The organism is Blautia sp. OF03-13 (assembly GCF_003460685.1).
GTDB lineage: Bacteria > Bacillota > Clostridia > Lachnospirales > Lachnospiraceae > Fusicatenibacter > Fusicatenibacter saccharivorans.
The window spans coordinates 15,565-27,920 of sequence record NZ_QTVR01000009.1; the positions used below are offsets into that span (position 1 = coordinate 15,565).

9 protein-coding genes, 1 tRNA gene and 3 pseudogenes are annotated in these 12,356 nt (G+C 48.5%); 9 read left to right on the forward strand and 4 right to left on the reverse strand.

Features of this window, described 5'->3' with window-relative positions:
- Positions 1 to 945: 945 nt before the first annotated feature.
- A pseudogene (locus DXA55_RS08415) lies at positions 946 to 2,516 on the forward strand (BCCT family transporter).
- 78 nt (positions 2,517 to 2,594) lie between these two features.
- Here DXA55_RS08415 and DXA55_RS08420 read toward each other — a convergent pair.
- On the reverse strand, positions 2,595 to 2,786 hold the full coding sequence (locus DXA55_RS08420; RefSeq protein ID WP_022461561.1) for a hypothetical protein: 192 nt from the start codon (positions 2,784 to 2,786) through the stop codon (positions 2,595 to 2,597).
- Positions 2,786 to 3,916 carry a glycoside hydrolase family 27 protein gene (locus tag DXA55_RS08425; protein ID WP_117813728.1) on the reverse strand — a complete coding sequence of 377 codons (1,131 nt, stop codon included), beginning with the start codon at positions 3,914 to 3,916 and terminating at the stop codon, positions 2,786 to 2,788. The genes DXA55_RS08420 and DXA55_RS08425 overlap by 1 nt, the downstream gene beginning before the upstream one ends.
- A gap of 130 nt (positions 3,917 to 4,046) precedes the next feature.
- Between DXA55_RS08425 and DXA55_RS08430 the strand changes: the two genes are divergently transcribed.
- Both DXA55_RS08430 and DXA55_RS19250 read left to right on the forward strand, forming a co-directional pair.
- Positions 4,047 to 4,553, forward strand: coding sequence for an AraC family ligand binding domain-containing protein (locus tag DXA55_RS08430; RefSeq protein WP_117813730.1), 507 nt, complete (start codon positions 4,047 to 4,049; stop codon positions 4,551 to 4,553).
- Positions 4,554 to 4,606: 53 nt separating this feature from the next.
- A complete protein-coding gene (locus DXA55_RS19250) occupies positions 4,607 to 4,849 on the forward strand; it encodes a helix-turn-helix transcriptional regulator (RefSeq protein ID WP_442857659.1) in 243 nt (80 codons plus the stop codon).
- A 10-nt stretch (positions 4,850 to 4,859) separates the two neighbouring features.
- Here the strand turns inward: DXA55_RS19250 and sigG are convergent.
- Positions 4,860 to 5,644: pseudogene (gene sigG / locus DXA55_RS08440) on the reverse strand (RNA polymerase sporulation sigma factor SigG).
- Positions 5,645 to 5,864: 220 nt separating this feature from the next.
- Between sigG and DXA55_RS08445 the strand changes: the two are divergent.
- The 4 genes from DXA55_RS08445 (at position 5,865) to DXA55_RS08460 (ending at position 8,626) form a co-directional block, all read left to right on the forward strand.
- The gene (locus DXA55_RS08445) at positions 5,865 to 6,380 is read left to right on the forward strand and encodes a transcription repressor NadR (protein ID WP_055220692.1); all 516 of its coding nucleotides are present in this window, start codon (positions 5,865 to 5,867) and stop codon (positions 6,378 to 6,380) included.
- A gap of 153 nt (positions 6,381 to 6,533) precedes the next feature.
- Positions 6,534 to 6,607, forward strand: a tRNA-Arg gene (locus DXA55_RS08450).
- Between the two features lie 200 nt (positions 6,608 to 6,807).
- Positions 6,808 to 8,310: an alpha-N-arabinofuranosidase gene (locus DXA55_RS08455; protein WP_117813734.1), complete on the forward strand. Its 1,503-nt coding sequence runs from the start codon at positions 6,808 to 6,810 to the stop codon at positions 8,308 to 8,310.
- Positions 8,311 to 8,371: 61 nt separating this feature from the next.
- A complete protein-coding gene (locus DXA55_RS08460; protein WP_117813736.1) occupies positions 8,372 to 8,626 on the forward strand; it encodes a DUF6171 family protein in 255 nt (84 codons plus the stop codon).
- 134 nt (positions 8,627 to 8,760) lie between these two features.
- Here the strand turns inward: DXA55_RS08460 and DXA55_RS08465 are convergent, their stop codons facing one another.
- The gene (locus DXA55_RS08465) at positions 8,761 to 10,107 is read right to left on the reverse strand and encodes an MATE family efflux transporter (RefSeq protein WP_117813738.1); all 1,347 of its coding nucleotides are present in this window, start codon (positions 10,105 to 10,107) and stop codon (positions 8,761 to 8,763) included.
- Between the two features lie 184 nt (positions 10,108 to 10,291).
- Between DXA55_RS08465 and DXA55_RS08470 the strand changes: the two genes are divergently transcribed.
- Positions 10,292 to 11,131 carry a MerR family transcriptional regulator gene (locus DXA55_RS08470; RefSeq protein WP_117813740.1) on the forward strand — a complete coding sequence of 280 codons (840 nt, stop codon included), beginning with the start codon at positions 10,292 to 10,294 and terminating at the stop codon, positions 11,129 to 11,131.
- 148 nt (positions 11,132 to 11,279) lie between these two features.
- Positions 11,280 to 12,301, forward strand: a pseudogene (rfbB, locus tag DXA55_RS08475) (dTDP-glucose 4,6-dehydratase).
- Positions 12,302 to 12,356 lie beyond the last annotated feature (55 nt).

Sequence of the window (12,356 nt, forward strand, 5' to 3'; positions counted from 1 at the left end):
GGCTTAAAAATCATAAAAAAACTTAATAGAAGCAAAAGGATAAGCCATATGTTATCTATGTATAACACTTCCTTTCTGCTAATACTGAAAATTCAAATAAAAAAGCGCATAAGTAGACAAATAATCATGCCTAACTTATGCGCAAATAGAAACAATTTTAATTCTAAGCCTCCAAAGCTGGCAGCGTCGGTAAAAATGCTCCATTATTAAGTTAGGCAACTTAACCTTAAAACAAATCATCGGTCTTACCTCCCAACAATATAAATTTCGACTTTTCACTTTTATTTTATCACCTAAAGCAGAACTTGTCAATGAATTTGTCTAAAATAAGTCGATTTTCTTTTTTGATTATGTGCATTTTTAACTAATAGAAAGAAAGTTGTATTGAGGGCGATTGGTGTTCCTTATTCCATATGTCGGAACTGTATGAAGTGAAAATAGTTTATCCGTTGAAGAGTCACTCCACAGGTTATGCTTGATTCTTTCAAAGTTATGTTTCTATAATATGCATCCGTACTGTCATATTATAATTCACATTATTGGATAATATAAATTGACAAGTATAAGATAAACAGACAAGGAGTCGCTGCCACCCGTAAAACGGGTGGCTCGGGACGCAGGCTTTAAGCCCACTCTACTTGGCCGCGCCTCAAGGCGCTAGCTTTCTCTTTTAGGCTATACTAAAGTTTTTATTTCCCTGGTACAACCGGGGATTTTTTTGCTTCAAGCCGCCAATTAGAACGGCAGCCACAAAGATTTTTCTTTGCGGCTGCCGTTTTCTTGAATTCATCACTTGACAATGTGGCAAAGATCTGATTGAGATTGATGATTTCTCGGAACTCTGCGATCTGGATCCGTCTTACTGCGGATATGAGGCACAGGGGCAGGAAAAATCAGAAGAAAAATAAGCTGGATCGGGCAGTATAGCAGAAAGGAACAGAAAACATGAATACAGTTGATGAAAACAGAGTGGCGAAAAAGAAACAGAGCGGAAAAATACGGAAAAAAGGTCAGATTGACTGGATGATCACGCTGCTGCCGCTGGGACTGATTGCAGCGCTCAGCATTTTGTTTTTCCTCCTGCCGGAACAGTCCAACACAGTTCTTGCGAAGGTACGCTTCTTCTTGGGAGATACCTTTGGAGTCTATTATCTTGCAATTGGCCTTGGCGTTTTTCTGCTCTCTTTGTATCTGGCATTTTCAAAATATGGCGATATTGTGTTAGGAGAGCAGGATGAGAAACCGAAATATTCTTTTTTTGCCTGGGGATCCATGATGTTTACGTGCGGCCTTGCGGCAGACATTCTGTTTTATTCTTTTGCAGAATGGGTGATGTATGCTGCTGATCCGCAGATTGAAAAGATGGGCGGAATCCAGGAGTGGGCGGGCGTGTACCCGCTGTTTCACTGGAGTCTGATTCCGTGGGGCTTTTATCTCGTTCTCGCTGCCGCATTTGGGTTTATGCTGCACGTGCGGAAACGGAACCGGCAGCGGTATTCAGAAGCCTGCCGTCCGATTATGGGAAAACAGACGGACGGCATCGGCGGACGGCTGATTGATCTGCTGGCGGTATTTGCACTCCTTGCAGGAACGGCAACGACATTCAGCGTGGCAACGCCGCTGATGGCAAGTGCAATCAATGCATTGTTTCATATCAATCTGGACCGGAACGCAGTGACAATTGTGATTCTGCTGATTACGTGTTTTGTGTACACGTATTCGCTGCTTCACGGCTTCCGCGGAATCGGTTTTCTGGCAAAGCTCTGCATCTATCTGTTTTTCGGGCTACTGGCGTACGTGCTGCTGTTCGGCGGACAGACGCGGTATATTATCGAGACGGGATTTTCATCGCTGGGACGGATGATTCAGTATTTCCCGACGTTGGCGACCGATACCGATCCGCTGCGCGAGACGCATTTTCCGCAGAACTGGACTATTTATTACTGGGCATACTGGATGGTATGGTGCGTGGCGGCGCCATTTTTTATCGGAAGTATTTCCCGGGGAAGAACGGTGCGGCAGACAATCCTTGGCGGATATGGATTCGGCGTTGGCTCCACGATTTTAAGCTTTATCATCCTGGGAAATGAATCGATGGGGATGCAGATGGCGGGAAAAGCGGATTTTATCGCGCGGTATGCCAAAGACGGTGATCTCTATGGAATGATTATCGCCATGATCCAGAAGATCCCGTGTGCATCGCTGGTTCTTGTCGTTCTGCTGCTCACGATGATTGCCTTTTATGCGACCTCGTTTGATTCGATTGCGCTGACGGTTTCCTGCTACAGCTACCGCCGTCTGGAAGAGGGACAGCAGCCATCGAAAGCGATTCAGCTTATGTGGTGCCTTCTGCTGATTCTGCTTCCGATTGCACTGGTCTTTTCCGAAAGCTCTATGAGCAATCTGCAGTCGGTCAGTATCGTGGCAGCGTTTCCGATCGGATGGTAATTCTTCTGATTGTGGCGGGATTCCTAAAGGATGCCGGAGCATATCTGAAAGAAATAAAGAAGAAATGATTTTTTATGCAGCATGAAAATAGAGCCGGATTTCTATTTGGCGGAAATCCGGCTGTGTGCATTTCAGACAGTGTAGGTCTATACAAACAGTGTACACCCCTGTCGCTTGAACTGTTCGATCTTTTCGTCAATGAGCTCCGGCGTTACACCGAGATGCTCGGCAAGACACTGCTTGCAGAAAAACTGTTCTGCGCCGCGGTTGATAAATTTACGGTGGGCGCCGATCTCGTTATGTGTGAGTTCTTTGCCGCACTGCATACAGCGTGCCATCAGAGTTTTACGACCTTTGCACGGTATACTTTTGATGCAAACGGCTCGAGTTCTGTGACAAGGGATGCATTGTTTGCACACAGGTTCTCGCAGGTCCAGACCTCAGTAAGTTCCAGAGTACGGCCGGTGGAGAACGGAAGGCCGATTTCATCGAGATTCATGGCTGCACGTGATTTTTCATCACTGAGATTGAACATACCGATGGCGAGATCTCCGTCTGCGAGTGCCTTCACATAGATCAGAACGTTGTCATTCCATGCATGGTTTTTCACTTTATACGGCTGACGGCAGAGCGGATCCTGGTTGATGCGGATCATTTCGTCATTCATGAGAATGCGGCGGGTTTCGTCGCTCATCTCGCGGATGTCGCAGCCGATCATCAGCGGGGAGCCAAGGAATGCCCACAGTGCATAGTGTGTCTGATACTGGACATCGCTGCAGCCGGCCAGTCCAACATTTCCTTTTCCATGCATGCCGACGATCAGCATGTCCATATCGTTGAAGCAGCCGACGCCGTTGTACGGATGCAGTTTTTCCTGCTGTGCCACGAGATCTTTGACAGAATCCCAGGTATCAAAGATGTCGCCGGTGGAACGCCACATGGAAGCGCCGGTTTCTTTGATCCACTCATGCGTTTCATCAGCACCCCAGGAGCAGGCAGAGAAGAGAATGTCGCGGCCGCAGTTCTCGAGTGCCAGTCCCATGCGGCGGTACAGATATTTTCCGTGCAGGATCGGGCTGTGGTAGCAGTAGTCGTATTTTAAGAAATCAACATCCCAGGATGCGAAAGTTTCCGCATCGACAAATTCGTGCTCATAGCTGCCAGGGTAGCCGGCACACGTCATGTTTCCGGCGCAGGAATACATACCGAATTTCAGCCCTTTGGAATGAACGTAATCGGCAACGGCTTTCATACCATGCGGAAATTTTTCCGGATCCGGCACAAGACGGCCGTTTTCATCGCGTTCACGTAAAGACCAGCAGTCGTCGATGACAAGATATTCGTATCCTTTATCGCGCAGGCCGCTCTCGGCCATGACATCAGCAGTTTCAAAAATCATTTTTTCATTGATATTTTCTCCGAAGGTGTTCCAGGAATTCCAGCCCATCGGCGGTGTAAGTTTGATCATAGTATTGACCTCCCGTAAGTTTTGATGTACTTTGAGTATAGATGGATTTCCAGAGCGAAACCATGGAATTTTAAGACAAAAGCATGGATTTTTGCTTCATAAAGAATAAAATACGGGAAAAGGAAAGAATATGCTTGTATCAGAAATGAACGGGATCCGGCCTGTCGATGCCGGGCGGCAGGACTGCCATGATCTGCATTCCTGGGGGCCGGGTGTACGGCAGTGCTATATTATACATTATATTATAAGCGGAAAGGGAACGTTTACCTGCGGGAAAAAGACGTACACACTTACCGCCGGACAGAGCTTTTTAATCTGTCCAGAGCAGGTGGTGCAGTACGCGCCGGATGAGAACGAGCCGTGGGAATATGTGTGGGTTGATTTTGTCGGGGAACAATGCCGGCAGATTCTGGCACGGTCGGTACTGAACCCACAGCAGCCGGCGGCGCCGCCTCTCCGTCAGGAAAGGCTTCTGCCGTATTTTGAGCGTCTCTGCCAGATGGAACTCTATCGCCGGAACAGCCAGGAGGCCGTCGGTGTGCTGCTTGCGCTTCTGGGCGTGTACCAGGATCTGGCGGAGCCGCAGCGGGAGGAGAGAAAGAAGGAAGATCCGCGGATCATGGAGCGATGGCTCTGATTGCCGCAGGGTATCACAGGAGTGAGTTCTGCGCGGAGACAATTGCGCGGAAAATGGCGGTCAGCCGCACAACGCTGAACCGTCTGTTTCAGAAGAAAATCGGCTGGTCACCAGGACAGTATCTGCTGGAATATCGGCTGCAGCAGTCAGAAAAGCTGCTGCAGATGGGGATGACGGTCAAACAGACGGCGCTGTCGTGCGGATTTGAAGATCCCTTTTACTATTCCCGTGTGTTCCGGAAACACTATGGAATGCCGCCGTCGGATTACCGGCTGGAGTTTGCAGAAATTCAGTGAACGGCGGGCGTTACCGCTCGTCGGAGAGATAATTCCGCATAGAGCGCAGGGCGGACTTTTCCAGCCGGCTGACCTGCGCCTGCGAGATGCCGATTTCCCGGGCAACCTCCATCTGGGTCTGCCCTCATAGAAACGCATGCGGATGATCTGGCGTTCGCGCTCATTGAGACGGGCGACCGCGTCCTGCAGGGCGAGGTTCTGCACCCAGTTTTCTTCTTTATTTTTCTTATCACTTAACTGATCCATGACATACAGGGTATCGCCGCCTTCCGTGTAGACGGGCTCATACAGACTCATTGGGCTTTGGATTGCATCGAGGGCATAGACGATATCCTCTTTTCCAATGCCGATTTCAGCGGCGATTTCCTCGATCGAAGGCTCTTTCTGGTTCTGCTTGAGATAAAGTTCGCGGGCGCAGATGGCGCGGTAGGCAGTATCCCTGAGGGAACGGCTGACGCGGATCGCATTGTTGTCACGCAGATACCGCCGGATTTCACCGATGATCATCGGCACGGCATAGGTGGAGAAACGGACGTTTAAGGTCGTGTCGAAGTTATCAATCGCCTTAATCAGGCCGATACAGCCGATCTGAAAGAGATCGTCGGCGTTTTCACTGCTGTTGGAGAAGCGCTTGATCACGCTTAAGACAAGGCGCAGATTGCCCTGAATGTAGCGTTCGCGGGCAGCAGCATCTCCTTCGCGGGCCTTTTTCAGCAGAGTCTCTTTTTCTTCGGCATTCAGTACGGGAAGGCGTGATGTATTGACTCCGCACAGTTCAACTTTATTGATCGCCATGGTATGCATCCTCCTGAAACATGGAACGTATGGTTACCGTTCGTTACTGTTATACGTTCATGATTGGCAGTTGGCGGGACGAATATACGAGAGCCCGGAAAATTTCATAAAGTTTTAGTCCTTGACAAAGCTTTTGGAAAATGATTTCCTGCTATTGTAGAAACGGCGGAAAGTGTGATAAGATAAGGGAAGTGTACGAAATGCGAGGTCTTGTTTTATGATGAGTGGAAAGGAACGAAGAGAAGAGATTCTTCAAAGAATAACAAACAGTAAGACGCCGGTCTCCGGTGCAGCGCTGGCGAAGAGCTGTGAAGTCAGCCGTCAGGTGATTGTCCAGGACATTGCCCTGATCCGCGCTGCCGGATACGATGTGATTGCGACAAACCGCGGCTACATCTGCAGCAGCCCGGTGAGAGAGACGCGGGTCTTTGAGGTGAATCACACGGATGAGCAGATGCAGGACGAGCTGAATACAATTGTGGATTTCGGCGGCGTTGTGCTGGATGTGATTGTGCGTCACGAGGTTTACGGAGAACTGCGGGCGGAACTTAATATCAGTTCACGAAATAAGGTGGCACTGTTTATGGAAGAAATCCGGCAGGGAAAATCACGGCCGCTGAAGAATATCACATCAGGGGAACATTTTCATACCGTATCGGCAGACTCTGCGCAGACCCTGGATCTGATTGAAGAGGAACTGCGAAAGAAAGACTACCTGGTGCGGACTGTGAAATAGGGGAAAAAGCCCTTATTTTCACAAAAAACTGTTATTCGAAAAAATTTTAAATTTTTTTCAAAAAGGTGTTGACTTTTCTCTTAGGATAGTGTAATATACATGATGTCAGCGGGAACGAGTGATAAACAAAGAGTTCTAAAGCGACAAAGAAATGTGCGTTTAGCTCAGCTGGATAGAGCGTTTGGCTACGGACCAAAAGGTCGGGGGTTCGAATCCTCTAACGCACGGACGGTAACCGTCCTGGTGAAAACCAGGGCGGTTTTTTTGTATGCAGAATGAAAAATAAAACAAGCGGCCTTTTGGTCAGCAGCCAGACGGCCGCACTTTTTGAAAAAATCATGGGGAAACAACTTGTACGCTCATTGACACAAGTGAGATACATCTCCTATAATAAAGCCAAATTTAAGATCTCGAAAGGGGACAAGTTATGGCTAAGTTAGTAATTGATGCGAACAGAAAGCTTTCAAAAATCAATAAGGAAATCCAGGGACAGTTTTCGGAGCATCTGGGAAGATGTATTTATGAAGGACTCTATGTAGGAGAAAATTCCGATATTCCGAACGTGAACGGAATGCGTACCGATGTTGTTGAAGCACTGAAAAATATCAAAGTTCCGGTACTGCGCTGGCCGGGCGGATGTTTTGCAGATGAATATCACTGGAAAGACGGTATCGGACCGAAAGAAAGCCGCAAAAAAATGATCAACACCAACTGGGGCGGTGTTGTCGAGGACAACAGCTTCGGTACCCACGAGTTTTTTGAACTCTGCCGTCAGATCGGATGTGAAACCTATATCAACGGAAATATGGGAAGCGGTACTGTACAGGAGATGTCGGAGTGGGTTGAATATATGACATTTGACGGGGTATCTCCGATGGCAGACCTTCGTGCGGAAAATGGCCACGAAAAGCCGTGGACCGTCGATTTCTTCGGCATCGGCAATGAGAACTGGGGCTGCGGCGGAAATATGAATCCGGAATTCTACGGAAATATGTACCGCAGATATCAGACCTTTGTGCGTGATTACGATGGAAACAAAAAGATCCGGAAGATTGCCTGCGGCGCCAATTCGGATGATTATGAGTGGACGCAGGAAGTGATGAAAGCATGCTTCCGCAGAATCTCCCCACAGCAGCATGGCATGATGGATGGCCTGTCGCTTCATTACTATACGGTGCCGGAAACCTGGGATCACAAGGGAAGTGCAACGGAGTTTGCGGAAAAAGACTGGTATAAGACCATGAAAAAGACGATGTATATGGAAGAGCTGATCCGTCGCCACAGCGCCATTATGGATCAGTATGACCCGGACAAAAAGGTCGGCATGATCGTGGATGAGTGGGGTACCTGGTATGATGTAGAGCCTGGAACAAATCCGGGATTTCTGTATCAGCAGAATACCATGCGTGATGCACTGGTCGCAGGTATCAACCTGAATCTTTTCAACAAACACAGCGACCGTGTCAAGATGGCAAATATCGCACAGATGGTCAATGTTCTGCAGTCGATGATCCTGACCGAGGGGGAAAAGCTGGTCAAAACTCCGACGTATCATGTTTTCGATCTGTATCAGGTACATCAGGAAAATGACCTTCTGGCAAGCTCTCTGGAAACGGAGCAGGTTGGTCTGGAAGACGAATACATGGTTCCGAATCTGACAGAATCTGTTTCGATAGATGCCAACGGTGTACTTCATATCACGATGACGAATGTGGATCTGGAGAAAGCATATCCGGTAGAAGCGGTAATTCTTGGAAAAAAAGCCGACGAGATCAAAGCCGAGATCGTAACCGGCCATATGCAGGATAAGAACACCTTTGAAGCGCCGGAGACGGTTGGCGTTCAGACCTTTGACGGTGTACAGGCAACCAAAGAGGGAATTTCCTTTACCATTCCGGCATGCAGTGTGCTTCATATCGCCGTAAAATAGGGAAACCATAAAAACCAGAAGATATCTGGGATGAAAAAAGATTCGGTTCCGGAGGAGTTTGATGGACGGAAATACCAGGATCTGTAAAAAATGCCTGCTTCGTGAGATGGACGAGGCAGGCTTTTTTCAGAATATGTACGATTATATTGCAAGAATTCCGGCGGACGATAAAACGCCGGGGGAGGAATACGAGCGGCGGCTTTCGATCTGTAAGGAATGCGAAAAGCTGCTGTCCGGCATGTGCCGCATGTGCGGCTGCTACGTGGAGATGCGGGCAGCGATTGCACTGCGGGACTGCCCGGGGAAAAAATGGTGACCGAAACGGATTGTAATCAAGCCGGAGCAGAGGCGATTGCACTGCGGGACTGCCGGGGAAAAAAGTGGTAGCAAAAGAGAAACCCCGCACAGCGGATCCGGTGAAAAACGGATCCCTGTGCGGGGTTTTGTGAATCAATTTGTTTTTGTCTCCGTTGCGACTTTCGGATCCTTGAAATAGCGGGACAGCTTCGGCACGGAGATGAACAGCGTCAGAAACTCAGCGACCGGAATTGACAGCCACACACCGTTGGTGCCAAGCACGAGCGGCAGAAGCAGCGCGGAGAGAACGATAAAGACGAAGGTTCGCAAAAAGGAAATCAAAGCAGAGGTCTTTCCGTCTGACAGTGCCGTAAAAATGCCGGAGGCGACGATATTCGTACCGCAGAACAGATAGGCGATAGAGAACAGGTAACCACCGTGGCGGGTCAGTTCAAAGCCATAGGTGCCTTTCTGCATGAAAACAGCGGAAATAACAGGAGAACCGAAGGCAGCCACAAGTGCAATGATCACAGAGCTTACCACAACGAAACGGATACTGATGCGGTAAAGCCGGATCAGCCGCTGTTTGTTCCGGCTGCCGTAGTTGAAGCTGAACACAGGTGCAACGCCGATACTGTAGCCGAGGTACAGCGCAACAAAGAGAAACTGTCCGTACAGAATCGCCGTGATGGCGGCAACACCGATTTCGCCCTCAAATTTCAGCATCAGCATGTTGAAAAGGTAAGTGACAACGGCTGCAGAAAGATTGCTGACCATCTCGGAGGAACCGTTGAAGCAGCTTGTGGAGAGCAGGCCTTTGGAAAATTCCGGACGGGTGAAGCGAAGGCCTTTGCGGGCAAAGGTAAAGTATAAAATGCCGGCAACGGCCGGAATGCACTGGCCAAGGCCGGTGGCAAGGGCAGCTCCGGCAACACCAAGATGGAGCGGAACGACAAACAGATAGTCCAGAAGCATGTTGGTAATGCCGGCGGACACCGTAAGGGAAAGTCCGAGTCCCGGGCGCCCTGCTGTTACAAAGAAGGACTGGAATAGCGCCTGGAGAAGACAGACCGGGGCAAAGGAAAGGATCGTCCGCAGATAGGCGGTACCGTAATCCATCAGCACCGGCGTTGCACCGAGCAGACTGCAGATCTGACGGCAAAACAGGTTGCCGAGCACTGCGCCCAGAATACCGATGATCAGTGTGGTAAGGGTAAGGGCCGAAAAGTTGCGGTTGGCTTCCGCCTGTTTTCCCTGTCCGATCTTTGCAGCGACGACGGCGCTGCCTCCGGTACCGAACATGATGCCGACGGCAAGAAGAATGCTGACGGCAGGATAGACGATATTGGCGGCGGAAAGCGCCATGCTGTCCACGTACTGTGCGATGAAAAAGCCATCCACAATACTGTAGAGAGACATAAAGATCATCATGATGATCGATGGAAACGCAAACTTCAGCAGAGAGCGGAAGTTGAAATCCTTGGCGAGTGACTGGCTCATAATCAAAAACCTCCTTTTTATGTGTGAAAAGCCTTTTTCAGACACGCTTTAGATGGGAAAGATTTCTTGTGAAAATTTGAATCGTTTGCTATTATAAAGGATAGGGTAACCCTATAGTCAAGTGCAAAAAAGGTGAAAAACAGGAAAAATTCCGAGAGCACATATTCAGGAAAAGGAGTCAGAAATGGGAAAACAGGAGTATTTAAGCGCGGGGCGATTTGCAACGCTGGTAGGCACGACAAAGGAAACGCTCTTCCATTATGATGAGATTGGGCTGTTCGTACCAAAAAGAAGAGGGACAAACGGCTACCGGTATTATGCGATGGATCAGATGGAAACGTTTGATGTGATCGGAATGCTGCGGGAGCTGGGCATGCCGCTGGCAGAGATTCGAAATTATCTGGAACAGCGAAGTCCTGAAAAATTCGGAGTACTGCTGGAACAGGAGGAGAAGGTGGTGCGCGAAAAAATGCAGCGGCTCCGCGAGATGCAGCGCTGGATTGGGGAAAAGAAGCGGTTTTTGGCACAGGCATCGGTGGAATGCCGTGAGGCGTTTGAAAAAGATCCCTTCTGTCCTGTGGGAATTCATACCCTGCCGTTGCAGTATCTTGTCACAAACCACAGCGAGTCAGCGGATAATCTGGCAGTCAATCAGAAAATCGGAGAGCTCTATGCTTACTGTGGGCAATACGGAAATCGAAGTTCGTATAATGTTGGGTTTGTTCAGAAACGGGAAACACTGGAAACGGGGAATTTTCTGGATTACCGTGATTTTTATCTGATTTTTGATCGTGTGCCGGCGAAAGTGCGATACACGGTTCGGCCGGAGGGAGAGTATCTTTGCTATTATTATAAAGGACCATGGCAGGGAATTGAAGCGGCGTACCGGAAGCTGTTCTGGTATGCCACGGAACAGAGACTTTTGCTGGACGACCGCTTTTATGAGGAATATATGGTGGACGCGCTGACCAGTAAGAAAATGGAACAGTATATTACGAGAATCGCCGTAAAAATTCTAAGATAGACAGGGAGGAGGGGAAAAAACAAGATTTTCACAAACTTTTTTCATTCTCCTCTTGACCATGACGCAACGTCACCCATTATAGTGAGAGTACAACAAGTTGAATTGACATAAAACTGAGAAGATAAACACACCAAAAAGGAGAAAAAGCATGAAAGTATTAGTAACAGGCGGAGCCGGATTTATCGGCGGAAACTTCGTACATCATATGGTAAACAAATACCCGGATTATCAGATCGTAAACCTGGACCTGCTGACCTATGCAGGAACCTGGAGACTCTGAAACCGGTTGAGGACAAACCAAACTACAAATTTGTAAAAGGTGATATCGCAGACGAAGCTTTCATCATGGATCTGTTTGAAAAAGAGAAATTTGACGTTGTTGTCAACTTCGCAGCAGAGAGCCATGTAGACCGTTCCATTGAGGATCCTGGCATCTTTGTTCAGACCAACGTAATGGGAACCCGTGTACTGCTGGATGCTTCCAGAAAATTCGGCGTAAAGAGATATCATCAGGTATCTACCGATGAGGTTTACGGAGACCTTCCGCTGGATCGCCCGGACCTGTTCTTTACAGAGAATACTCCGATCCACACCTCCAGTCCGTACTCTGCATCCAAAGCAAGCGCAGACCTGTTTGTACTGGCTTACCACAGAACCTTCGGTACCCCGGTTACCGTTTCCAGATGCTCCAACAACTACGGCCCGTATCACTTCCCGGAAAAGCTGATTCCGCTTATGATCAGCCGCGCACTGGCAGACGAAGAGCTTCCGGTATACGGAAACGGTGAGAATGTCAGAGACTGGCTGCACGTATCCGATCATTGCGAAGCAATCGACCTGATTATCCATAAAGGTAAAGTAGGCGAGGTTTACAACATTGGCGGACACAACGAGAGAACAAACCTTCAGGTAGTACAGACTATCCTGAAAGCTCTGGACAAACCGGAATCTCTGATCAAATACGTAAAAGACCGCCCGGGCCATGACAGAAGATATGCAATCGACCCGACCAAGATCGAGACTGAGCTTGGATGGAAACCAAAATACAACTTCGATACAGGAATTGCACAGACAATTCAGTGGTATCTGGATAACGAAGACTGGTGGAAACACATCATCAGCGGTGAGTATCAGAACTACTTCGCTGAGATGTACAAAGACCGTCTGTAAGAGAGAAAAGTGAAATGCAAAGGCCGCAAAAAAGCGGCTTTTGCGAAGGAGTGGT

Coding starts and splice junctions, on each gene's coding strand:
- DXA55_RS08460 (WP_117813736.1), top strand. CDS start 8,372: ATGGACGGAAATACCAGGATCTGTAAAAAATGCCTGCTTCGTGAGATG.
- DXA55_RS08465 (WP_117813738.1), bottom strand. CDS start 10,107: ATGAGCCAGTCACTCGCCAAGGATTTCAACTTCCGCTCTCTGCTGAAG.
- DXA55_RS08455 (WP_117813734.1), top strand. CDS start 6,808: ATGGCTAAGTTAGTAATTGATGCGAACAGAAAGCTTTCAAAAATCAAT.
- DXA55_RS19250 (WP_442857659.1), top strand. CDS start 4,607: ATGGCGGTCAGCCGCACAACGCTGAACCGTCTGTTTCAGAAGAAAATC.
- DXA55_RS08445 (WP_055220692.1), top strand. CDS start 5,865: ATGAGTGGAAAGGAACGAAGAGAAGAGATTCTTCAAAGAATAACAAAC.
- DXA55_RS08470 (WP_117813740.1), top strand. CDS start 10,292: ATGGGAAAACAGGAGTATTTAAGCGCGGGGCGATTTGCAACGCTGGTA.
- DXA55_RS08425 (WP_117813728.1), bottom strand. CDS start 3,916: ATGATCAAACTTACACCGCCGATGGGCTGGAATTCCTGGAACACCTTC.
- DXA55_RS08420 (WP_022461561.1), bottom strand. CDS start 2,786: ATGGCACGCTGTATGCAGTGCGGCAAAGAACTCACACATAACGAGATC.
- DXA55_RS08430 (WP_117813730.1), top strand. CDS start 4,047: ATGCTTGTATCAGAAATGAACGGGATCCGGCCTGTCGATGCCGGGCGG.